Origin of the sequence: Aeromonas sp. S13(2024) (genome assembly GCF_041402405.1) — a bacterium.
Lineage (GTDB): Bacteria > Pseudomonadota > Gammaproteobacteria > Enterobacterales > Aeromonadaceae > Aeromonas > Aeromonas veronii.
Genome location: NZ_JBGLRA010000001.1, coordinates 123604 through 148205, shown reverse-complemented (window position 1 = coordinate 148205; position 24602 = coordinate 123604). Strand labels below are relative to the sequence as shown.

At 57.3% G+C, this 24602-nt stretch carries 18 protein-coding genes; 6 read left to right on the top strand and 12 right to left on the bottom strand.

What is annotated here, in order from left to right; translation table 11 throughout:
• Positions 1-48: 48 nt before the first annotated feature.
• The 5 genes from ACB042_RS00695 to grpE form a co-directional block, all read right to left on the bottom strand.
• Positions 49-1005, bottom strand: a complete 957-nt coding sequence (locus ACB042_RS00695; protein WP_335849294.1) for an aminoimidazole riboside kinase — start codon at positions 1003-1005, stop codon at positions 49-51.
• Positions 1006-1120: 115 nt separating this feature from the next.
• A complete protein-coding gene (locus tag ACB042_RS00690) occupies positions 1121-2626 on the bottom strand; it encodes a carbohydrate porin (protein ID WP_371177572.1) in 1506 nt (501 codons plus the stop codon).
• A gap of 264 nt (positions 2627-2890) precedes the next feature.
• Entirely contained in the window at positions 2891-4033 is a 1143-nt protein-coding gene (gene dnaJ / locus ACB042_RS00685) for a molecular chaperone DnaJ (protein WP_005338032.1), read from the bottom strand.
• Between the two features lie 101 nt (positions 4034-4134).
• Positions 4135-6063 (bottom strand): molecular chaperone DnaK, encoded by a 1929-nt coding sequence (dnaK, locus tag ACB042_RS00680; protein ID WP_005338034.1) that lies wholly within the window; start codon positions 6061-6063, stop codon positions 4135-4137.
• A 298-nt stretch (positions 6064-6361) separates the two neighbouring features.
• Complete coding sequence (gene grpE / locus ACB042_RS00675; protein ID WP_005338036.1) at positions 6362-6937, bottom strand: nucleotide exchange factor GrpE; 576 nt, start codon at positions 6935-6937, stop codon at positions 6362-6364.
• A 291-nt stretch (positions 6938-7228) separates the two neighbouring features.
• On the opposite strand from grpE, the gene nadK reads away from it, so the two are divergent.
• The 6 genes from nadK (at position 7229) to ACB042_RS00645 (ending at position 15947) form a co-directional block, all read left to right on the top strand.
• Positions 7229-8113 carry an NAD(+) kinase gene (gene nadK, locus ACB042_RS00670; protein WP_005338038.1) on the top strand — a complete coding sequence of 295 codons (885 nt, stop codon included), beginning with the start codon at positions 7229-7231 and terminating at the stop codon, positions 8111-8113.
• A gap of 250 nt (positions 8114-8363) precedes the next feature.
• Positions 8364-10028: a DNA repair protein RecN gene (gene recN / locus ACB042_RS00665; RefSeq protein ID WP_150388746.1), complete on the top strand. Its 1665-nt coding sequence runs from the start codon at positions 8364-8366 to the stop codon at positions 10026-10028.
• A 279-nt stretch (positions 10029-10307) separates the two neighbouring features.
• Entirely contained in the window at positions 10308-11198 is an 891-nt protein-coding gene (locus ACB042_RS00660; RefSeq protein ID WP_371177571.1) for a manganese-dependent inorganic pyrophosphatase, read from the top strand.
• 248 nt (positions 11199-11446) lie between these two features.
• Positions 11447-12610 carry a macrolide transporter subunit MacA gene (macA, locus tag ACB042_RS00655; RefSeq protein WP_194495902.1) on the top strand — a complete coding sequence of 388 codons (1164 nt, stop codon included), beginning with the start codon at positions 11447-11449 and terminating at the stop codon, positions 12608-12610.
• On the top strand, positions 12607-14580 hold the full coding sequence (locus tag ACB042_RS00650; RefSeq protein ID WP_371177570.1) for a MacB family efflux pump subunit: 1974 nt from the start codon (positions 12607-12609) through the stop codon (positions 14578-14580). The genes macA and ACB042_RS00650 overlap by 4 nt, the downstream gene beginning before the upstream one ends.
• A gap of 2 nt (positions 14581-14582) precedes the next feature.
• Positions 14583-15947 carry an efflux transporter outer membrane subunit gene (locus ACB042_RS00645; protein ID WP_204379519.1) on the top strand — a complete coding sequence of 455 codons (1365 nt, stop codon included), beginning with the start codon at positions 14583-14585 and terminating at the stop codon, positions 15945-15947.
• Between the two features lie 532 nt (positions 15948-16479).
• Here ACB042_RS00645 and ACB042_RS00640 read toward each other — a convergent pair.
• From ACB042_RS00640 to ACB042_RS00610, 7 genes are all read right to left on the bottom strand, one after another.
• Positions 16480-16890, bottom strand: a complete 411-nt coding sequence (locus ACB042_RS00640) for an H-NS family nucleoid-associated regulatory protein (protein WP_167572285.1) — start codon at positions 16888-16890, stop codon at positions 16480-16482.
• 608 nt (positions 16891-17498) lie between these two features.
• Positions 17499-19214: a Wzy polymerase domain-containing protein gene (locus ACB042_RS00635; protein WP_371177818.1), complete on the bottom strand. Its 1716-nt coding sequence runs from the start codon at positions 19212-19214 to the stop codon at positions 17499-17501.
• Between the two features lie 118 nt (positions 19215-19332).
• Positions 19333-20403, bottom strand: coding sequence for an LPS O-antigen chain length determinant protein WzzB (locus tag ACB042_RS00630; protein ID WP_371177569.1), 1071 nt, complete (start codon positions 20401-20403; stop codon positions 19333-19335).
• 20 nt (positions 20404-20423) lie between these two features.
• Positions 20424-20954, bottom strand: coding sequence for a dTDP-4-dehydrorhamnose 3,5-epimerase (gene rfbC / locus ACB042_RS00625; RefSeq protein ID WP_144712363.1), 531 nt, complete (start codon positions 20952-20954; stop codon positions 20424-20426).
• Positions 20955-21227: 273 nt separating this feature from the next.
• Positions 21228-22118 carry a dTDP-4-dehydrorhamnose reductase gene (rfbD, locus tag ACB042_RS00620; RefSeq protein ID WP_371177568.1) on the bottom strand — a complete coding sequence of 297 codons (891 nt, stop codon included), beginning with the start codon at positions 22116-22118 and terminating at the stop codon, positions 21228-21230.
• Positions 22119-22124: 6 nt separating this feature from the next.
• Positions 22125-23261 carry a sugar transferase gene (locus tag ACB042_RS00615; RefSeq protein ID WP_235690375.1) on the bottom strand — a complete coding sequence of 379 codons (1137 nt, stop codon included), beginning with the start codon at positions 23259-23261 and terminating at the stop codon, positions 22125-22127.
• 174 nt (positions 23262-23435) lie between these two features.
• Positions 23436-24602 (bottom strand): nucleotide sugar dehydrogenase, encoded by a 1167-nt coding sequence (locus ACB042_RS00610; RefSeq protein WP_144712358.1) that lies wholly within the window; start codon positions 24600-24602, stop codon positions 23436-23438.

The following is a 24602-nucleotide window of genomic DNA, read 5'->3' as shown; positions in this document are numbered from 1 at the left end:
CTTGTCACATGAGAGTAGGGGCTGTCGAGCCGGGCTTCTAGCCGCAGCTCAACAGCCGCTTGCGCCTGATCGCAAAAAGGCATCCAGTTCGGAGCGGGTCGGCAGCGCCGTCATGGCCCCCTTGGCGGTGGTGGCGAGCGCCCCGCAGCCGTGGGCCTGAGCCAGGATGGCGGGTAGCTCGGCCAGCGTCGGCAGCGACGAGCGCCCGGCCAGCGCCGCCAGCAGACCGGCGACGAAGGCATCCCCCGCCCCCGTGGTGTCGATGGGCGTCACTTTCTGCCCCACCCACTCCAGCAACTCGCCATCAAGGCGAGTCACCACCCCGGCCGCCCCTCTGGTCACCAGCACCAGCGCCGGGCCAGAGAGAGTTGCAAGCCCGGCCACCAGTTCATCCTCGCCACTCAGCAGTTGCAGCTCCTCAATGGAGAGCTTGAGCACATCCGCCTGCGCAATGGCCTGACGCACCAGCGGCAGCATCTCGGCGGGGTTGCCCCACACCTCGGGGCGCAGGTTGGGGTCGAAGCAGACCCGCCCGCCTGCCGCCTTGATGGCCGCCATGGCCTGCAGGCAGCTGGTGCGCACCGGTTCGTTGGCGAGCGCGATGGAGCAGGTGAGCAGCCACTGACCGGCATCGAAGCGGGGCAACTCATCCGGGGTGAGGAACTGGTCGGCACTGGGGCGCACCATAAAGGTGAAGCTGCGCTCCCCCTCATCATCCAGTGCCACCAACACGGTAGAGGTGCGATGGTCTGGATCGAGCCGCAGCTCACCGATATCCACCCCCTCCCCGCTCAGGGTATCGGCCATAAAGCGGCCGAACGGATCGGCACCAACCCGGCCGATAAAGGCCGCATCGCCACCCAGCCGTGCCACACCAACCGCCACATTGGCGGGCGCGCCACCCGGACACTTGAGGTAGTGCAACGCCCCTTCCGGGATCAAATCCACCACCGCATCCCCCATTACCCACACACGATTCGTCACCTTGCTACTCCACTGCTGCATCGGATCCACGGTCAAACCCGAACTCTGTTCTGTTGGCTGGCATTATCAGCTAAACCGTTTTAGCCAACCAACAGATCTCGGCACCGGCTGCCATTTTTGTGATCGGGATAACGAACTAGAACCAGGTTTCCATCTGTACGCCAAAGTTCCACTCGCCACCGGCGGTGAAGTTGCTCTGGCCCATGGCATCGTCGCTGGCGTAATTGTCGAGCTCGGAGGACCAGTCCATCCAGCTGGCGAACACCCGCAGCTCGGGACGTTCGAAGAAACCGGCGGTCTGCGCCTTGAAGGTGGGGGCGAAGGTGAGCTTGGTGAAGTTGCCGTTCACCGCCTGGCGTCCCTTGTAGCCCTTGGGATCGAGATCCATGTACTGCCAGGCTGCCTCGTAGACCAGCTCGACGTTCTGGCTCAGCACCTGCGCCACCCGGGTATTGAAGGTGAGCCAGCGGTACTCGTCCCCTTTCACGTAGCGATCCTGACTCTGCTCGGCCAGCAGGGCCGGGGCAAAACGCCAGCGCGAGTTGAGATCGGTGGCGCCAAACACGGCAACCCGCACTGCATCGGCGTCCGCCAGCAGCTCGCTGTCAGAGCCCAGCCCCTTGACCTCGGCCCCCAGCCCATGACCGTACAGCACCGCCGCCTTGGCAAAACCGGGGTTGATGCCAAAGAAGCTCTCGCCGTGGTAGGCCAGCAGGGTGTGTGCCCCCTTGTCCGCCGCCTCGCTGCCCGCCCCCTTGTCATTGATGCGGGCGTCATTGTCCTTGGCCGAGAGGCCGTTCACCATCCACTGCCAGTTACCGATGCGGTTGTTCATGGTGAGGATGTAGCTCTCGATATCGGAGAGACCGCTGGCGCTGATGTCGCCGTAATCGCGGCCATAGAGGGAGAAGTTGGCCTTCCAGCTGTCGGCCAGCTGCACGTCGTAAACACCGCCGCCGGTACCGGCCAGGAACACCACGTCGGAATCAAGCCAGTGGATGTCAAAGTTGTCCCGATCAAAGCGCTTGCCCGCCCACAGCACCGCATTCTTGAAGGGGCCGTCGAAGCTCGCCAGATTACCGATCTCGGCAAACACCTGACGGGTATTGAGGCTCGAATCGCTGGCGGTCCAGTCGTTGCTGGTCTCCACCCCGTCAGCCAGCATCAGCTTGTAGCGGGCCCAGCTGCCATCCTCGAAGGTCTGGGTTTTCAGCAGGTTGGCCTCCATGTAGGTGTCATCCTCGTTGCCAAGGCGACCGACGGCCCCGCCCACCGAACCGGCTGGCGTGATGTAGGGGCCGCCGCGCCCACCGTTGCCATTGCTGTTTACCAACAGGCCCGAGCGGGCATAGCCGTGAAACTCGAAGCCCTGGGCACCAGCGGTCTTCTCATCCACCTTCTGGCTGCGGTTGTTGACCACCTGCGCCTGCTCGCTGGCCGCGCTCGCCTTCACTTCCGCCTGACTGGCACGGCTCTCTGCTGCCTCGGCTCTCGCTTCGGCCGCCTGTACCCGCGCCTCCAGCGCCGCCAGTCTGGCCTCGACACTCTCACCTGCAACACTCGCCTGCGCCGCCCACAGCGGACTGCTCATCCCCAATCCCAGCGCTACCGCCAGCGCCAACTTGCTCTTGAACATCATCATCTTCCTCACCTGTCATCTGTGGCCCGGACGGGCGCTGTTGTTATCGACAGATGGAGCATAGCTAAACCGCTTTAGCCAACTCAATACAGCAACTAAACCGTTTCAGCGACAGTGTGAGCGGGATAACATTTGTACAGCAGGAATTGGCGGGAGTTGTGAGGAGGATCCCTCATCAGGATCCACTCAATAGGGCGGATCCTGGCTAAACGGCGGGCAAAAAAAGAGCCGGCACAAGGCCGGCTCTGTTTATTCGGGTCGCAGAAATCAGCTGGTCAGATCGTCGAAGAAGCGTTTCACCCCTTCGAAGAAGCCTTCCGATTTCGGCTTGTGGGTCTTGGCAGCGGCACCGCTGAACGACTCGTCCAGCTGGCGCAGCAGCTCTTTCTGCTGCTCGGTGAGGTTGACCGGCGTCTCGATCACCACCTTGCACATCAGATCCCCTACCTGACCGGAGCGCACGGACTTCACGCCCTTGCCACGCATGCGGAACATCTTGCCGGTCTGGGTCTCCGGAGTGACCTTGAGCTTGACGCGGCCATCCAGGGTCGGCACTTCAATCTCGCCACCGAGGGCGGCTGCGGTGAAGCTGATGGGCACTTCGCAGTAGAGGTTGTTGCCGTCACGCACGAAGATCTCGTGCTCTTTGACGTGCACCTGTACGTAGAGATCCCCTGCCGGAGCCCCTGCCTCCCCTGCCTCCCCTTCGCCGGAGAGACGGATGCGATCGCCGGTATCGACGCCCGCCGGAATTTTCACCGACAGGGTCTTGGTGCGCTGGTAGCGACCTTCACCGTGACACTTGCGGCACGGATCCTTGATGATCTTGCCGCGGCCGTGACAGTGCGGACACGCCTGCTGCACCGCGAAGAAGCCCTGACGCATCTGCACCTGGCCGGAGCCGTGGCAGGTCGGGCAGGTCTGGGCACTGCTGCCGGTGTGGGCACCGGAGCCGTTACAGACTTCGCAGTGAACCAGAGTCGGCACCTTGATCTCCTTGGAGACCCCGCGTACCGCCTCTTCCAGCGTCAGCTCCATGGTGTAACGCAGGTCGGAGCCACGGGCCGGGCCACGACGGGCACCACCACGGCCACCGCCGAAGATGTCACCGAATACGTCACCAAACATGTCGGCGAAGTCGGCACCGCCGCCAAAGCCACCGTGGCCACCGCCACCCTGGCTCGGGTCGACACCGGCATGGCCGTACTGGTCGTAACGGGCACGCAGGTTGGCATCGGTCAGGACCTCGTAGGCTTCCTTGACCTCTTTGAACTTCTCTTCGGATGCGGCATCACCCTGGTTACGATCCGGGTGATACTTCATGGCCAGGCGCTTGTACGCCTTCTTGATCTCGCGATCGTCGGCATCTTTCGCCACACCCAGTACTTCGTAGAAATCGCGCTTCGACATACTCATCCTGTGGTTACGCAGACGGGCGTTGGTTACCCAACGCCCGTGAATTCATTGACCAAGCCGATGGGCGAAGCGGACTTCGCCCATCTGGGTAGAGCTTACTTCTTGTCGTCTTTCACTTCTTCGAACTCGGCGTCGACTACGTCGTCGTCAGCCTTGGCAGAAGAGGAGGACTGACCGGCATCAGCACCGGCTGCACCCTGGGCCTGAGCCTGCTGCTGGGCAATTTCCATCAGCTTCTGGGACGCTTCCAGCAGAGCCTGCTGTTTGGCTTCGATAGCAGCCTTGTCGTCACCCTTGATGGCCGCTTCCAGCTCGCTCAGAGCAGCTTCGATCTTGGTCTTGTCGTCGGCAGGCAGGGCTTCACCGGCTTCGGTGATCTGCTTGCGTACGGAGTGGACCAGACCATCAGCCTGGTTGCGAGCCTGTACCAGCTCTTCAAACTTCTTGTCCTCGGCCGCGTTGGCTTCGGCTTCGCGTACCATGCGCTCGATCTCGTCATCAGACAGACCAGAGGAGGCCTGGATGGTGATCTTCTGCTCTTTGTTGGTCTCTTTGTCTTTCGCAGAGACGTGCAGGATACCGTTGGCATCGATGTCGAAGGTCACTTCGATCTGCGGCAGACCGCGCGGTGCCGGACGGATGCCTTCCAGGTTGAACTGGCCCAGAGACTTGTTGTCGCTGGCGCGCTTGCGCTCACCCTGCAGCACGTGAATGGTCACGGCAGACTGGTTGTCTTCGGCAGTGGAGAACACCTGGGACTTCTTGGTCGGGATGGTGGTGTTCTTCTCGATCAGCGCAGTCATCACGCTACCCATGGTTTCGATACCCAGGGAGAGCGGGGTGACGTCCAGCAGCAGTACGTCAGTCTTGTCACCGGACAGTACGGCGCCCTGGATGGCAGCACCCATGGCCACGGCTTCGTCCGGGTTAACGTCTTTACGCGGCTCTTTGCCAAAGAACTCGGCAACGGTCTTCTGAACCAGCGGCATACGGGTCTGACCACCAACCAGAATCACGTCGTCGATCTCGCCAACTGCCAGACCGGAGTCTTTCAGGGCAACACGAACCGGCTCCAGAGAGTCCTTCACCATGTCTTCTACCAGGGATTCCAGCTTGGCGCGGGTCACCTTGATGTTCATGTGCTTCGGACCGGTGGCATCTGCAGTGATGTACGGCAGGTTGACGTCGGTCTGCTGGGCAGAAGAGAGCTCGATCTTGGCTTTCTCGGCGGCATCTTTCAGACGCTGCAGAGCCAGCTGGTCGTTGCGCAGGTCGATGCCCTGCTCACGCTTGAACTCGTCTACCAGATAGTTGATGACGCGGTTGTCGAAGTCTTCCCCCCCCAGGTGGGTGTTACCGTTGGTCGCCAGTACTTCGAAGGTGGTTTCGCCTTCCACTTCGTCGATCTCGATGATGGAGATATCGAAAGTACCGCCACCCAGGTCATATACGGCAACCTTGCGCTCGCCCTTGACCTTGTTCACGCCGTAAGCGAATGCAGCAGCAGTCGGTTCGTTGATGATGCGTTTTACATCCAGACCGGCGATGCGACCGGCATCCTTGGTAGCCTGACGCTGGGCGTCGTTGAAGTAGGCCGGAACAGTGATAACGGCTTCGGTTACCGGCTCACCCAGATAGTCTTCGGCGGTCTTCTTCATCTTTTTCAGCACTTCGGCAGAGATCTGCGGCGGTGCCATTTTCTTGCCCTTCACTTCAACCCAGGCGTCGCCGTTGTCAGCTTTGGCGATGGCGTACGGCATGATTTTCAGGTCACGCTGCACTTCTTCATCTTCAAAACGACGACCGATCAGACGCTTGATGGCGAACAGGGTGTTTTTCGGGTTGGTGATGGCCTGACGCTTGGCCGGCTGACCAACCAGGATCTCGCCATCATCGGCATAGGCAATGATGGACGGAGTAGTACGATCGCCTTCTGCGTTCTCGATCACGCGAGCAGTGTCGCCATCCAGAATAGCGACGCAGGAGTTGGTAGTACCCAGGTCAATACCGATGATTTTACCCATTTGACGAATCTCCAAATACTTTGAATAAACTGGCGAGGAACTCGCCTTAATGCGTTAACGGCTAGGTGGGGGCTGCCAATCTGGCTTTCAAGCTCCCGGCATCAATTTTTTTGTGCCGCCGCGGCCTTGCTACCTATATGGGGTCGCCAGACGCAGCTTCAAGCCCCAACCCTAAAAAACCACACCCTTTGTCATGGTTGCGCGGTCACGTTGAGCCGTAAAACCGGGCAAGATGAACAGGTGCTGCACTGCGAAACAAAAAGCCCGCCACGGGGCGGGCTCGGGCACCCACAGCCAATCAGTCGACCGCTTTGGCGATCATCACCATGGCCGGACGGATCACCCGACCGTTGAGGTCATAGCCCTTCTGCATTACGGCGATCACGGTGTTCGGCGCCACATCGGCACTCGGTACCATGCTCATCGCCTGATGGGCGTTGGGGTCAAACGGCTGGTTGATCGGGTCGAGCGCTACCAGACCAAACTTGGCCACGCCGCTCTGCATGGATTTCAGGGTCAGCTCGACACCTTCAATCATCGGCTTGAGGGCTTCGTTCTCCTTGTCGGCCAGTTCGATGGCTCGCTCAAGGTTATCCAGCACCGGCAGCAGTTCGTTGGCGAACTTCTCCAGAGCAAACTTGTGCGCCTTCTCCACATCCAGCTCGGTACGACGACGCAGGTTCTCCATCTCGGCGGCGGTACGCAGGGCGCGTTCACGCTCTTCCGCCGCTTTTTGGATGGCAGTTTCCAGCTGTGCTTCCAGTTCGGCAATACGGGCCTGCTCGGCTGTCACTTCACTGTCTACATCGGTCGGCTCGACTGGCTGGGCTTCCACTTGCTCCATCGCTTCAACCTTTTGCTCTTCGTGGTTCATGACATCTCCAATTCCGGGGTTACTTATGAGGGCCCTGACGTCTGGTTGAGCGACCGGACGACCACAGACCGACTATGTCGGCGCTATTATGGGGATGCATCCCCGGCTTTCAAGGGGTAAAGGGCAATCAGGGTTGCTGAATAGCCGCAACCGTCGGTTTATCCGGGTTACCGCTCACCGTTTAACCAGTAGCCTCAAGGGGATAGCCACCCCCGTCACACGGGAGAGCGTCACAAGCGGAGCAAAGCACTGTATACTGGCCCGCAATACCCATCCCAGATCTGACTGACTATGGATTCTCCGTTCAAAACCATCGCCCTGATTGGCAAACCCCACCATGAGGGGGCCAACCAGACGCTGACCGGCCTGCATCAATACCTGACCGCCCGCGGCTTTCGGGTTCTGGTGGAGAGCCGGGTCGCCCAGACCCTGAGCATCCTCGATGAAAACGTGATGGATCTGGTGCAGCTCGGTCAGCAGGCCGATCTCGCCATCGTGGTCGGCGGTGACGGCAACATGCTGGGGGCGGCGCGGGTGCTGTCGCGCTTCGATGTGGCGGTGATCGGGGTCAACCGGGGCAACCTCGGCTTTCTGACCGATCTCTCGCCGCAGGATTATCTGCTGCCGCTGGAGCAGGTGCTGTCCGGCCACTACAAGAGCGAACACCGCTTCCTGCTGGAGGCCTCGGTCTATCGCCACGGCGAGCGCAAGTCGAGCAATCTTGCGGTCAACGAGGCGGTGCTGCACCCGGGCAAGATCGCCCACATGATCGAGTTCGAGGTCTATATCGATGGCAGCTTTATGTATAGCCAGCGTTCGGACGGCATCATAGTCGCCACCCCGACCGGCTCCACCGCCTACTCCCTGTCAGCGGGCGGCGCCATCCTCACCCCCAAGCTCAACGCCATCACGCTGGTGCCCATGTTCCCGCATACCCTCAGCAGTCGCCCCATCGTGCTCGATGCCGACAGCGAAGTACGGCTGCTGGTCTCGCCGGATAATCAGGACGATGCCATGCAGGTCAGCTGTGATGGCCAGGTGACCCTGGCGGTCCACCCGGGGGACGAGATCCTTATCAAGAAGAGCCACCATCAGCTTCATCTGGTGCATCCGCTCGACTACAGCTACTTCCACGTGCTGCGCAACAAGCTCGGCTGGGGCAGCAAGCTGTTTTAATCGGCGCTGACCGACAACGGCATTGCCAGAGAGGGTGCCTGAATTGGCGCCCTTCTCTTTTCTGTCGTGGCAACGTCGCCTGCACTCTCATACCCGTACCGCGTACCAATAGTCAGTACCGCATTTTCATAGCGATACCACACTGGCGCGGCTTTCCTGCGTTAAAAATGACGGCGCCCTCTTTACTGTATATAAGACCAGTATATACTGGATGCATACACAGTAATGTTGACCTATACAGGATGAGACCATGCTGACCCAGCTGACCGTCAACAACTTCGCCATCGTCAAGTTTCTCGAACTCGATCTGCAACCGGGCATGACCTGCATCACAGGTGAGACCGGCGCCGGTAAATCCATCGCCATCGACGCTCTCGGTCTCTGCCTCGGAGAACGGGCCGAAGCCGGCATGGTGCGACCCGATAGCGACAAAAGCGAGGTCAGCGCCCGCTTCCTGCTGGACAACAACCCGGCCGCCCGCGCCTGGCTCGCCACCAACGAACTGGAAAACGAAGGTGAGTGTATCGTCCGGCGAGTCATCTCCGCCGAGGGGCGCTCACGCAGCTATATCAACGGCGTGCCCGTCCCCCTCACCCAGCTCAAGAATCTGGGCCAGCTGCTGGTCAACGTGCACGGTCAACATGCCCACCAGATGCTGCTCAAACCCGACTACCAGCTCGCTCTGCTCGACGGTTATGCCGGTCACCATCTGCTGCTCGACGAGGTGCGCCAGCACTATCAGCAGTGGCGCCAACTGCAAAACGAACTGAACCGGCTCAAGGCCGAGCAGCAGCAGCGAGAGGCCCGCCGCCAACTGATCGAGTATCAGGTGCAGGAGCTGGACGAATTTGCCCTGCAACCAGGGGAGTTCGAAGAGATAGAAGAAGAGCACCAGCGTCTCGCCAACGGCACAGAGCTGATGCAAGAGTGCGGCGCTTGCCTCGATCTGCTCTATGACAACGAAGAGACCACTATCGCTGGCCTGCTGCAATCGGCCGTCGATCGGGCCGAGGGGCTGGTCAGCATGGACAGCCGCCTCACCCCGGTACTGGAGATGCTGAACGAAGCACTGATCGGGGTGCAGGAGAGCCACAGCGAGCTGCGCAGCTATCTCGATCGGCTGGAGCTGGATCCCGAGCGGTTCAACGAGCTGGAAGCTCGCCTCTCCAAGGCAATCAATCTGGCCCGCAAGCACCACGTCAAACCGGCAGATCTGGCTCAGTACCATCAGGAGCTGGCCTCGGATCTCGCCCGCCTCAACTCTGACGAAGAGCGGTTAGAGGGGATGGAGGATGAGCTGGCCGAGGCCCGTCAGGCTTTTGTCCAGGCCGCCGAGGCCCTGAGCCAGAGCCGTCAGCGTTACGCCCAGGAGCTGGGCGCCAAGGTAACCAGCAGCATGCACGAACTGGCGATGCCCGATGGCCGCTTTGCCATCGAGGTGCGCCCCGATGCCCAGAGCAGCCTCTCTCCGCTGGGTATAGATCGGGTGGAATTTATGGTCACCACCAACCCAGGCCAACCGATCCAACCGCTTGGCAAGGTGGCCTCCGGCGGTGAACTGTCGCGCATCAGTCTCGCCATCGTGGTGATCAGCGCTCGCAAGGTCTCCACCCCGACCCTGATTTTCGACGAAGTGGATGTGGGGATCAGCGGCCCGACTGCCGCCGTGGTGGGGCGCCTGCTGCGCCAGCTCGGGGAGTCCACTCAGGTGATGGTGGTCACTCACTTGCCTCAGGTGGCAGGCAACGGCCACCAGCATATGGTGGTGAGCAAGCATACCGATGGCAAAACCACCGAAACCCGGATGGATGCACTCGACCAGAATGCCCGCCTCAATGAGCTGGCACGCCTGCTCGGTGGCGACCAGATCACCGACAACACCCTAGCCAATGCCCGCGAGCTGCTGCGCCGTTGAATCAGGCCAAAACGCCGATTTGCAGCGATGGCGACTGACAGGGCTGACCGAACATGCTGACTTCGCAGGCACAGGCGAGCGCCATAGCCTCCACAGTCAGCAATAGCCAATAGCCAGCTGTGAGCACCGAACTCGCGTCAGGATTACCGACCCAGATCAATAAAATGGCGAGTTAGGCGAAGCTGGCAGCAACATGGGCGTGGATCCGGTTGCCTTCATGTGGCGGATTTCGCATAGTGTTGCCCCCCTTTATGGGTATCCAATTGTGAGGCTTTGTCTATGATCCACGTTTTTGGTCACAAGAATCCTGATAGCGACAGTATCTGCAGTGCGCTGGTTATCACCGACTGGCTCAATGGCCAGGGCCGTCAGGCCACCCCATGGAGTCTGGGTGACCTGCGCACTGAAACCCGTTTTATTCTGGAGCAGGCTGGCGTCAGCGAACCCGAGTTGCTGACCAAAGATCTGACCGGTGAAGATGTCTGGCTGGTGGATTTCAGTGATCTGGAACAGGGCCCTGCCACACTGGCACAAGCCAATGTACTGGGTCTGGTGGATCACCACCGTCTCGGCACTCTGGTCACCCAGTCTCCGCTGGATGCCTGGATCCGGGCTGTCGGCTGCACCTGCACCATCGCCTTCGATCTGCTGAGCCAGCAAGGCACTGTAACCCGCAGCCAGGCTCGCCTGATGCTGGGTGCCATCATGAGCGACACCCTCTGTCTCACCTCGCCCACCACCACCGAGCAGGACAAGATCGCCTGCGAGCGTCTTGCACCGCTGGCCGAAGTATCGCTGGCCGAGTTCGGCCAACAGCTGCTGATGGCGAAAACCGACCTGAGCGGCCTGACTCCGGCTCAACTGCTGCAGCAGGATGAGAAGGCATTCCAAGCCGAAGGTCTGAACTTCATCATGAGCCAGATTGAAGTGGGCAGCGAACAACAGCTTGCCGACCAGATCGAAACCCTGCAGCAGGAGATGGCCCTGCGCGTGGAGAGCGAAGGGCTCGACTTCTTCGTGCTGATGGTGACTGACCTGACGGCCGCAGCCAGCCGTATCTACTTTACCGAGCACGCCAAAGTACCGGCCGAGTCCAGCTACCACCCGGGCTTTGTCAGCCGCAAGAAGCAGGGTCTGCCCTGGGTGATGGATCTGCTGGCCAAGGCCTGATCCTCCCTCGCCATCACCTATTCCAAAGCCCTGCCTCTGCCCAGGGCTTTTTCATCGCCACCACCAGTCGCACTCCCCCCTCTTGCTGACCATCTTGCTCACCACTGCGGTCTCTCACGTACGCCTTTCACTGCTTATTGACAGTTAACGCCATAACTTTGCTTACATATTTGCGGCTGTTATTTATCAGGGCTTTGCTGCAGGATAATCGCCGCGCACAACCTTTTCCGTTTCCATTCAGGTGATCGATGAACATAACCCCCAAGCAGAGAACCCTGGCCATCACCATGTTGATCGCCGGGGTGCTCCTCGGCTGGCTGCTCTGGCCCAGTCAACCACCCAAGGCGATGCTAACCGCTCAAGTGACCCGCGAGGATATTGCCCAGACCGTGCTGGCCAGTGGTGTGCTGCAGGCCGTGGAGCAGGTGGATGTGGGGGCACAAGTCTCCGGTCAGGTTACCAAGCTGGCCGTCGAGGCTGGTGATCAGGTCAAGCAGGGAGACCTGCTGGCCGAGATCGATCCCCTGATTGCCCAGAACAACCTCAAGACGGCCGAGGCGGAGCTTGCCAGCAACCGCGCCCAGCTCAAGATCAAGCAGGCACAACTCAAACAGAACGAGCTCGCCTGGCGGCGCCAGCAGCAGATGTTCAAGCAGGAGGCGAGCTCACGGGCCGATCTGGAGAGTGCCGAGGCCCTGCTGGCGGTCACCCGCGCCGAACTGCAAAACAGTCAGGCCAATATCGACAACGCCCTGATCAAGGTTGATCGGGCCAAGACCGAGCTGGGCTACACCAAGATCCTGGCGCCGATGGATGGCACCGTCATCAGCATTGTGACCCGTCAGGGCCAGACCTTGGCTGCCAGCCAGACGGTGCCGACCGTGCTCAAGCTGGCCAACCTCGAGACCATGACAGTCAAGGCTCAGATCTCCGAAGCCGATGTCACCAAGGTCAAAGCCGGCATGCCGGTCTACTTCACCCTGATCGGCGATCCGGATACCCGCTATCAGGGTACGCTTCGCGCCGTGGAGTTAGCGCCTACCAACATCAACGATCAGGCCACCACAGGCACCACCACCAACAATGCGGCCGTTTACTACTACGCCCTGTTCGATGTGCCCAATCCCGATCATACCCTGCGAGTGGCAATGACCACCCAGGTGACCATAGTGCTCGGCGAGCGCAAGCAGGTGCTCACTGTGCCGCAAACCGCCCTCGGCAAGTCGCTGGGTGACAACGAGTATGAAGTCACCGTGATCAAGGACGATGAGACAACCGAAACCCGCCATATCAAGACCGGTATGAAGGACGAGATCCGCATTGAGGTGATCAGCGGGCTGAGTGAGAAGGAGGAGGTGCAGCTCAATCACGGAGCCCCCGCCGACAATGATGAGATGGCGGTGATGCTATGAGTGAGCCCCTGAACCAGCTGCCGTTGATCCAGCTGAAAGGGGTCGAGCGACGCTACCAGAGCGGCGACAGCGAAGTCACCGTGCTCCACCCTCTTGACCTCACCATCACGGCAGGAGAGATGATCGCCATTGTCGGCGCGTCCGGCTCTGGCAAGTCGACCCTGATGAACCTGCTGGGTTGTCTCGATAGCCCGAGCGGCGGCCAGTACCTGTTTCGCGGTCAGGACACCGCCACCATGGATGCGTTGGCGCTGGCCCGGCTGCGCTGCCACCACTTCGGCTTTATCTTTCAGCGCTACCACCTGCTGCCCCATCTCGATGCCGCCGCCAACGTGGAGATTCCAGCTGTCTATGCCGGTACCAGCCGCCCGGATCGCCAGGCGCGCGCGCGTCAGCTGCTGGACAGACTGGGGCTGGCCGATCGCAGCCACCATACCCCGGGCCAGCTCTCCGGCGGTCAGCAGCAGCGGGTCAGTATCGCCCGGGCGCTGGCCAATGGCGGCGAAGTGATCCTCGCCGATGAACCGACCGGCGCACTGGATAGCCAGAGCGGCAAGGAGGTGATGGCGATCCTCAAGGAGCTGCACGCTCAGGGCCACACCATCATTCTGGTCACCCACGATATGAACGTGGCCAGCCATGCCGACCGTATCATCACTCTCAAAGATGGTCGGATTGAACAAGATAGCGGCCCCAGCCAAACGGCCGTGTTGGCCCCAGCCACCGCTGTAGCCGCTCAAAAAATAGCTCCCACTAAAGGCGCCATGGGTCACGACTGGGATCGTTATCGGGAAGCGGGACGGATGGCGATGCATGCCATGCTCGCCCACCGGATGCGCACCTTCCTCACCATGCTCGGCATCATCATCGGTATCGCCGCAGTGGTGAGCGTGGTCGCTCTTGGTCAAGGGGCGCGCGCTAAGGTGATCGACCAGATCAATGCGATGGGCACCAACACCATCGAAATCTTCCCGGGTAAAGGATGGGGCGATGAGAAGATGGCCAGCATCCAGACCCTCAACAAGGGGGATCTCGATGCCCTGCTGGGGCAGCCCTATCTTGCGGGCGCCAGCCCCGAGATCGGCAGCTCAGGGCAGTTGCGCTACCGCAACAAGACCAACAGCGGCAACGTGACCGGGGTCGGTAACGACTATTTCAAGGTGAAGGGGATGACGCTGGTCAGTGGTCGCTTACTGGAGTGGCAAGATATCCAGCAGCGTGCCGCCGTTGCCGTGGTGGACAAGAAGAGTATCACCAGCCTGCTTGGCAAGGAGGATCCGGTCGGCAAGGTGGTACTGGTCGGCACCTTGCCGGTGCGGATTGTCGGTGTAGTTTCGCAGGAGACCGGCTTCGGCCCCACCAGCCAGTCGGTCAATATCTGGCTGCCCTACAGCGCGGTGATGAGTCGTCTCATCTCGCAGCACCACTTCAGCCAGATCACCATCCGGGTCAAAGACGGGGTACAACCGGCACTGGCCGAACAGGCGGTGATCGAGCTGATCACCAAGCGCCACGGGGTGAAGGATTTCTTCACCTTCAGCAGCGACAGCATCATCAAATCGGTGGAGAAAACCACCGCCACCATGACCCTGATGGTCTCGGCCATCGCGGTGATCTCGCTGATCGTCGGCGGGGTGGGCGTGATGAACATCATGCTGGTGTCAGTGGTCGAGCGCACCCGCGAGATCGGCATTCGCATGGCCGTGGGCGCCCGCCAGTCGGATATCCTGCAGCAATTCCTGATTGAAGCTGTGATGGTGAGCCTGCTGGGGGGGATCTTCGGCGTCGGCCTCTCGCTAGGCATTGGCGCACTCTTTTCACTGCTGGTGGACTCCATCAAGATGCAGTTCTCGCTCTTCTCCATCCTGATGGCCTTTGGCTGCTCGTCACTCATCGGGATCCTGTTTGGTTACCTGCCGGCACGCAATGCGGCGCGGCTCGACCCTGTTGTCGCACTGGCGAGGGAATAACAATGCACAAACTCTCCTGGCTGGCTCTCTGCATGGCCCTCAGCGGCTGTAGTCAGCACAGCACCTATCAAAGACCCGAGCTGGCGATCGCCCCCACATGGCAACAAGCAGAGGGCGCCCAACTGGCTGCGCAGGCAGGCCCCTGGTGGCGGGAATTTCATGATCCCCAGCTCGACAAATTGGTCGAGGCGGTACTGGCCGCCAACCCGGACATGCATGTGGCGGCCCTCAAGCTCAAAAGCGCCCGACTGGGCGCCGAGCAGGCCGATACCAACCTCACCCCCTCGGTCAATAGCACTATCGCCGCCAGTGGCAACAAGGATCTGAAAACCGGCAAAGGCACCAACAGTCTGGGCCCCTCGCTGAGCCTCAGTTACGAAGTGGATTTGTGGGGCAAGCTTGCCTCGGTGCGAGATCAGGCAAGCTGGGAGGCGGCGGCAAGCGAGCAGGATCTCGCCAGCACCCGACTACTGCTGATCGGCAATACCCTGGAGCAGTATTGGCAGCTCGGCTATCTCGGCTCTGCCATCACCCTTGGGGAACAGCAGCTGGCCAATCTGATCCGTACCGAGCAGCTGACCCAGACCAAATACCAAGCAGGCGCCATCACCCGGCTCGATCTGGCGCAGGCACGCCAACAGTTGGCCGGAAAACAGGCTGAGCTGGCCTCCCTCAAGGCGCAGCAGGAGCAGGCTCGCAATGCCCTGCGTCTGTTGCTGGGCCGCAGCAGCGGGCCGCTGGAGTATGCACCCGCTTCCCTTGCAAAGCAGACCATTCCTGAACTTGCGGTGGGTATTCCGGCCGATGTGCTGGCACGCCGCCCCGATGTCAAAGCGGCCGAATTGCGGCTGCGCAAGACGCTGGCTAAAGGAGACGAGATCCGCACCAGCTTCTACCCCAGCCTGACCCTGACCGGCAGTGCCAGCACCGCATCCGATAGATTGGCGCAGGTGCTGCAAAATCCGGTTGGTACGCTGGGAGCCAGCCTTGCCCTCCCCTTCCTTGAATACAACCGCACCCAGCTCGCCATCGAAAGCTCAGAGCTGGATTACCAGATCGCTGAAACCGAGTTTCGCAAACAGCTCTACACCGCACTGGTAGAGGTGGAAGACAATCTGGCCGCCCGCCACTATGGCCAGCAGCGACTCGATTATCTGCAGGAGCAGCTGAGTTATGCCCAGGAGGCCGAACGACTGGCAAAGGCTCGCTTCCAGGCGGGTGCGACCGGCGTGCAAGCCTGGCTCGATGAGCAGAACCGACTGTGGGATGCCCAGCAGAGCCTGTTGGCCCAGCAAAAAGAGCAGCTCACCACCACTGCCAAAATCTATCGCGCCCTGGGTGGCAGCGATAGCGTGGCGCCCCGATAACGCCTCGGCTATTCCCCACTCTGCCTGTAGAGTGGGGAATGCCATCACCATCGACCGCACAGAATTCCCTCTCCCACACGGCAGACGAACGCCATTGCTCATCATCAGGGGCAGTTACGGCAGCACATCCAATTACATGCATCGGCGACCCTGAATATCCCGGCCATACCTTGCGGCTCTCTCTACCTCACGCCCCCTGATCGGAGATAACGGTTACCGGATATTCCATCAGCAGCGAGCTCGGTGCTCTTGCCGAGCGGCTTACCGTGAATCGTGAGAGACATATCCGAAGCGCATATCTGCACGACGCATACAAATAGCGATATCACGCTGTTAATCCTACACGACAAAATTAATCGCAAACAACGATTGATATTGAGCAAAGTAACAGTGAAGTGAAACGACGGTAAAAAGGATACAAGCGAGGATGTAGATAGTAGAGCGGCAGAAGGCGGATTGGATAACGACGAGTAAAACGGCAAAAAATAATGCCGCTCTTGGGCGGCATTATTCAATCTCGGAACCTGACGAATTAGATCAGGAAATCGTTCAGGTCTTTACCCAGAGCTACTTGAGCAGCAATGGCTTTCGGCATACGGCCTTGACCGGTCCAGGTTTTTTCCTGGCCATCTTCTTCGTACTTGTATTTAGCCGGACGCGGAGCACGCTTGCTCTTGGCAGCGCCAGTTGCAGAAGCCGGAGCAGCGGCAGTCGCCAGCAGCTCGCGAGGATCAATACCAGCCTGCTGCAGCATTTCGGTGAATTCATTCAGCTTGCGCTGACGCTCTTCCTGTTCAGCACGCTCCTGTTCAACAGAATCGGCGCGCTCTTGGTAAACCAAGTCAAACTTCTCTTTAGCTTCCAGCAGTTGCTCAAACGGCAGCTCACGAATAGCCGCACGCAGACTGCGAATGTTCAGCAGAACTTTCAGAAACTCGTTCATTATTTCCTCACAAAAAAGTCGGTTACAGGGATACCGTTTCAGAATAGCATGGACAATTCGCGAGAACATACAGTTTTTCTATATTAACGTTCTTTTTTTCTTAAATTTCACCATCAAGATCGAATGCTTGCCACTATCAATAACAAACTGGCTGGAATGCAGATCTTCTGGGTAGTGTGGTGATTACCATCTTGTGTTCAAGAAACATCAGTATTTCAAGACTCATTAATTTCCAGTTCAGCATCCAACAAAACTAACTCTGTAACCTGCTTTATAAGCCTGAGCGCACATTTCTACCATACGTTCAACATCATGTGACAAGACTACGCCTATCTGTTTAGCAATGAACACGTCTAGAACCTGTCCCTTCACCTGATGATGAGGGGGATACTCCCAATTGACTATCAACCCATTCGACACCACCAATAAAATCACATATCAATCAATTTGTTGAGAGCGAATCATGACATTTCAAATATGCTTTTCGTAGCCCGTATAACAGACGTATGCGTCCGAAAACAGACTGTTCGGATACTGGTCGTCCAGAAGGTAAACAATAAAAAAGCCAGCCGTTTTTAAGGGCTGACTTTCTATGTAGCCAAATAGCACTATTTATTTTTGGTTATATTCTTGCCTGATTGGTCAACACCAGTAATCACAGCCTGTGAAGCGGATCCAGTTAAAAGGGGCTCGGTTGGATAGAGCTTGAGCGCTTCCGCTCGCATCGTATTGGCTTCCTCTGTACGACCCAATGCATTAAGCGCGATCACCATATTGGCGTATATGTTGGCACGGGGTGTATGGCGTACGAATGACAGCCCCCACTCCAGATAAACTTCCAGTTCAGCCTTGTTATTTGTCTGCAAGCCCACCATCAGACGAACCGAGTTCACATCAAATTCCACTCGGGTCAACCAAGCCATGGGATTGATGATATCAAGTAGCAAAGTCGGCTCTTTATACCCACCTCTTTCGTACTTGGTGACTACCCATGCGGTGTGAATTGCTGTGAGCATAAAGGGAACAACCAGCAGCGGGATAGCGATCGCCATAAATCGCAGTAACAACCATGGTCGGCACTCCATATCCCACCATGATGAGAAACCACGACTCGCCAGGTTGGTCTCTTCAATTTCGGTATCGATGATATAAATCAGCGTCAGCAATACCCACCACAACACGATCGCATGGTAGAGCGGGTATTCCGTCTGGGTATGAAGCAATATCGGTGTAACCGGAGCAAGCAGTCTCATGGCATTTACCCAACGCACACTCGCCAGACGCCATAATAATGCGCCTCCCATGATCACCATGCCGACCATGGGTGCAATACCGCCCTCAACAGCCCAATAGAGAAACTCGTTGTGGGGGTGGTCAAGATTGTACTCAATCTGCGCCATGGACGGATTCAGTGCTTTATCAGCCATGTAGTGATGAAGAAAAACAGATTCAAAACTGCCGTATCCCCAACCACTCCAGGGAGCCTGTGCAATCAGTTTTGCCGCGTAAGGCCAGTAAATAGAGCGCATACCACCGGACTGATAGATCTCTAATCCGCGTTTTGCTCCAGCCAGCCAATATTGTGATAACAGGCCAATCGCTACAGCCAAAATAACCAGACCCACTATACGCCATAACAGCCGCTGTCGATAAAGCTGAGGCATCAGTAAAAACAGTGCTAGCAGACCGCCTAACTGCCCCACTCGGGATTGCAAAACAACGAGCAGCAGTGCCGCAGATAGAATGACGCCATAGCGCAACGCCATCAGTAATCGACCACCCTCTCGGCGTAATTCCAGCCAGATAGCAAGGGCAAGGCCAGTTGCCATAAACGTCGCCATCACGTTTGGCTGTTGAAAGATCCCGTAAGGGCGATTGGCCTTGGTGTCATAGCCAATCCAGTTACCTGGCGTCAACAGGTAGAACTGCACCAGCCCCAGCACTGCCTCCATCGCGATCGCAATCAGGATGAGATAGAGCAAGCGCTCACGCTGCGCCTTATCAAAACGCCATTGATAGAGTCCAAACAAAAACAGTAGGCCAGCAAAAAGTCCCAGCAATCGGGTAATAGCATAATCCTTGAGTGCAAAACCTGGATAGAGCATCGGGAGCAGTAGCAAGAGAGCTCCTATCCATAAACCCGCTTGTAATGGAGAAAAGGCCAGACGTTGACGTAACGTCACCTGCCACAATCCCAATCCAATAGCCAGCGAGGCAAATACCCATCCCCATGCATTAAAGGGCAGATACAGCCCTGATCCTCCCGGGTTGTGCATAAAAAAATGCATCCCCAACAACCAATAGAGCCCACATAAAACCATCATGATTCGCGTTAACGTCACAGCCCAGCTCCTTAGGCCCACCCATCATTGAAAGGGCATACAAGATACAGATAAAAAGAGAGGGGGCACATTGCCCCCTCGATTACATCAACGATTCCAATTATGCCTCTTCTGGTCGGCGAAATGCATGGCGAATCAGCACAATACCAACACCAAGCATCCCTCCCAGCAGAGTTGCCAACACCACAATCAAGGGCCGTTTCGGCTTGTCACGGCTAAGAGGTTCATCTGGAGCATCCAGATAGGAGAAAGGACGAAATGCAATACCTTCCAAAGATATACTTTTTAAACGTGCCATCTTCAACTGCAAAGATTGCAACTTGGGTTGATAAACCTCAAGATCGATGGATTTCAGTAATGACAGTTTTTCTTCCAAACCTTTCGAACCCAGAGAAATGAGGAGACGCTCCTGAACATTATAGTTTTCCAATGGCGCACTGACACCAGCCGCTTTGGCTATTTTGTTAGCCATTGCCAATTCTAATATTTCCTGTTGCAGGGCACGTTTAGTATCCTCCACCATGATCAGGTACTCAGTTTTCATGCCATCCAACTGCAGATCACGTTGCTCTGCAAGTCGGTTTGTCAACTGTTTCTGTTGCAGTCTGACAATATAATCAATATACCCTTCCAACATTGCCAGCGACGTCTCGGCGGTAGGGGCTGCAAACTTGAGCTCAACCCCCGGCACCTCCCCCTTCTTGTCTACAGGCTGAGCCATGACAGATTTACTCCAGTCGCGTAACCAACGTACCTGTGCCTTGTCATCCAGCTCATGACTTTTTACAACTTCGGCAAATAAAGGACTGGCTTTGAGATAGTTACGGCGATTTTCGTAACTGTTGAACTCCAGAATAAATTCTTGGTAAAGATATTTTCCGCTGGGAAAACCGCCAAGACCCAATGCTGTTGCCTGCTGTGATACTTTCAGCATCGGTGTCATCTCTTCCGGCTTCGGCTCTGCAACCACTGCCGAAGCGGACCACTGCTGTGGAGCCAACAGCGCATAGGAGATACCACACACTGCAAATACGCCAGCAATAAGCACTATCAGCAGCTTCTGGTGCCACAACACCAGCATCAGCTCACGAAAATCAATCTCATCATTGGAGGATGGTGACCATCCGCAAGGCAGTTGGGTATCTGAATTATCGAGCATATTTTTATTCATAGTGGGCCCTACAAGTGAAGTCATAGCCAGAAAGGTGCATTACGATCTTTTTCAGAAAGTATCAATGGCACTTGATCCAAAATGGGCCACTCAATTGCCAAGGTCGGATCGGACCAGTTGAGGGTAGCCTCAAGTTCAGGGGCATAATAATCGGTGCACTTGTACAACACATGAGCCTCCTCGCTCATCACATAAAAACCATGGGCAAAACCTGGTGGGATCCACAATGATGCGCCCTCTGCAGCCGAAAGCCGAGCGCCAACCCATTTCCCATAAGTTGTACTCTTCTCTCGCAAATCTACCGCTACATCAAAAATGGAACCAGCAATAACCTGTACTAACTTACCCTGTGGTTTTTGTCGTTGATAATGCAGCCCGCGCAATGTCCCTTGCCGAGAGCGGCTCAGATTGTCCTGAACGAAACCAAAATCACCGCATCTACGGGTAAACAGGTCGTGGCGGAAGAGCTCCATGAAATCACCTCTGTCATCTTCATGGCATAGATGGTTAATCTGAACAACATCTGGAATTTTTAGTGGAATAAAATGCATAGAAGAGTCTTTGGTGTAAGGGGCAAGTGTATATCAGCATACGTAACGGTCTTTAACGTCCTATCTCAACATCTCTGGCTCAACAAAGGGGCGCCGACACACTGGCAGGTATCATACGCCCCGGAGCTGACGGTCACCTGATCGGTGTCAGGTGATGACGTTCATCGTGCTTCTCCAGGCAAAGAAAACCTAACTCACTCATCTGCCCAGATGCATGGTGTCTTTTACTTTGTATCCACATACCGTCATCTGGTGCAAAGCAAATGCAGGCCATCAATCCACAGTACCTAGGCCCGCAAGCCAGTGTCTCATCTGTTGCAGCCAAGGCGGCAACCTGACGCCAAATACAGCAGAAAACTGTCGGCAATCGAGCCTGGAGTTGAGTGGCCGGCGGGCCGCCTGGGGCCAGTTCGCCGAAGGAATGGGTTTTATCGGAACGGGCCGCGCCAGCAGGCCAAGCCGACAACCTTCCTGCACCAGGGCCGACGCAAAGCCATGCCAACTCGTCTCTCCTTCGGGACTCAGATGATAGAGACCGCACTTGTCTGGCGCCTTCACGACCTGCTCCAGCGCCAGGAGTACGGTCGTCGACAGCCAGTCCACCTGCGTCGGCGCCCCCCATTGATCCGCCACCACCTCAAGGGGCTGGCCCTCTTTGGCACGGCGCAGAATGGCACGCGCGAAGTGTGCCCCCTCCCCGCCATAAAGCCAGCTGGTTCGCACAATTAGATGATGGGGACACAGGGCCTGGATGGCCTGCTCGCCGGCCAGCTTGCTGGCCCCGTAGACATTGAGCGGGGATGGCGCATCCGCCTCGCGCCAAGGTCCACTGCCGGAGCCGTCAAACACATAGTCGGTGGAGAAGTGCACCAGCAGTGCCCCCCTGGCACTGGCCTCTCGGGCAAGAAGTGACACCGCCTCATGGTTGATGCGCTCGGCGAGCGCAGGCTGGGCCTCTGCAAGATCGACTGCCGTATAGGCCGCGCCGTTGAGGATGACATCCGGCTGATGGCGCTCCAGGGCACCGATCAGCGCACCGGGGTCTGTGATGTCGCACTCCGCCCTGCCAAGGGGCGTCACCTGCCAATGGGAATAATCCCGGCAGAGGGCAGAAAAAAAGGCTCGTCCCAACTGACCACGAGCCCCCAGCAACAAGATCCGCATCGAGGATTACCGCGCGCCGAAGCCGGTCAGAATGGTGCGGATGGTCTTGAACACGATGAGCACATCCAGCCAGAGGGAGAAGTGCTTGATGTAGTAAAAATCGTGCTCGATCTTGATGCGGGTATCATCAGCATCGGCGGCATAACCGTGCACCACCTGAGCCCAGCCGCTGATCCCCGGCCGCACGATATGACGATACATGTAAAAGGGGATCTCCCGCTCAAACTGATCGACGAAGGTGCGCTGCTCCGGCCTCGGCCCAATCAGGCTCATGTCCCCCTTGAGGACGTTGAAGAACTGCGGCAGCTCGTCGATGCGCAGCTTGCGGATCACCTTGCCCACCCGGGTGACGCGCATGTCGCCGTCCTGAGCAAACTGGGCACCGGCCTTCTCCGAATCCTTGCACATGCTGCGGAACTTGTAGATGCAAAAATCCTTGTTGCCCTTCCCCACCCGGTTTTGCAGGAACATCACCGAACCCGGGCTATCCAGCTTGATGAGGATAGCCGTCACCAGCATCAAGGGGGAGAACAGCGGGATCGCGATCAACGCGGCCAGGATGTCCATTCCCCGCTTGATAAAGGCATAAACAGGGGACGGCAAGAGGGAGCCAAGCTGGTTCTCATGGAGATGGTCGATCTTTACGCGTCCGGTCAGGGTCTCGCTGATCTGCTTGATGTGATAGACGGGGATGTGAGCCAGGGCACAGCGCGCCAGGAAACGCTCCCACTCCCCCGCCAGTTTCTCGTCCCGAAGATCTGCCACCACGGCGTCATAGCGCACGGCCCCAAGATCGGGCTTGTCCAGCAGGCGCCACTGCACGCTGGAGTGCCGTGTCAGGGCCTGGTAGTCGCCAAAGGGCAGCAAGGCGTATTTGGGTGTCCGGTAACGGCGACCGATGAAATAAGCCAGCCAGCAGCAGAGCAGGGCCACCACATACGATTCGAACAACACCTGACGGCTGTAAGGTAGGCGAAGGAAAAAGAGAACCCCCACCAAAGCACCATAGAGTGTCGTGACAGTCGGGATCATATAGGCAACGGGGCTCGCGCCCGGATAGCGCAGGAAGCGATGCAGCACGATCCCAGTCAACAGAAAGGCCACAAAGGCGCCGCTCAGGGTATTGATCCTGACGGCATCCATTTGATACCAAAACTCCCATCCCCAGCGCTCTATGGCTGGTAAACAAACCGTAAGCAGGGCCCCGAAGATAAACAGTGCAGGAGGAGTAAATATGATGCGCTCATACCAGCGTGAGTGGCGACGTTGATAACTCACTTGATTCCTCAATATGATTTTTATAAGGGGAAAATAATGTCAATCTGAACCGAAAAGATCACGAGTGTAGAGTTTGTCTATAACATCATCAAGCTCAGCCACGCGTCGATTGGCCAGTATCACATCGCAACTGGCTTTAAACTCTGCCAGATCTGTGATGACCCTGGAATGAAAAAACTCCGATTCCGCCAATGCTGGTTCGTAGATAACCACTTCAATGCCTTTCGCCTTGATGCGTTTCATGACACCCTGTATGGCTGAAGCTCGAAAATTATCAGACCCCGACTTCATGACTAATCGATATACCCCGACTCTTTTCGGCTTTTGTCGGATAACAGAATCCGCAATAAAATCTTTGCGGGTTGTATTGGAATCGACTATCGCCCGAATCAAGTTATTTGGAACCTGACTGTAATTAGCCAGCAACTGCTTGGTATCTTTTGGCAGACAATAACCACCATACCCGAACGAGGGATTGTTATAGTGGCTGCCAATACGCGGATCCAATCCAATACCTTCAATCACCTGCCGGCTATCGAGGCCATGCAACTGAGCGTAGGTGTCAAGTTCATTGAAAAACGCAACACGCATCGCAAGGTAGGTATTAGCAAACAGCTTGATCGCCTCTGCTTCTGTGCTGTCCGTATAGAGCACAGGTACATCCTTCTTGATCGCGCCTTCCAACAGCAGGTTGGCAAACACCTGAGCCCGCTCTGAACGCTCACCAACTACGATACGAGAAGGATGCAGGTTGTCATAGAGAGCTTTCCCTTCACGCAAAAATTCGGGGGAAAAAATCAAATTCTCACAACCGAGATCCTTGCGCAACCTGGCGGTATATCCAACTGGAATGGTCGATTTTATCACCATAACAGCACTTGGATTGATTACCATCACATCCTTGACTACTGACTCAACCGTACTAGTATTGAAATAGTTAGTGTCGGGATCATAGTCTGTTGGCGTCGCAATGATGACGAAATCGGCTTGTTGATATGCCTCTGCTTTATCTAAAGTCGCCCTCAGATTAAGCTTTCCGCCAACCAGGTACTCTTCGATCTCTTTATCTACGATGGGAGAGAGCCCTTGATTGATAAGCTCGACCTTGCTGGCAATAACATCAACAGCAACCACCTCATGGTGTCGTGCCAGCAATACTGCATTAGACAGGCCAACATATCCCGTACCCGCAATAGCAATTTTCAT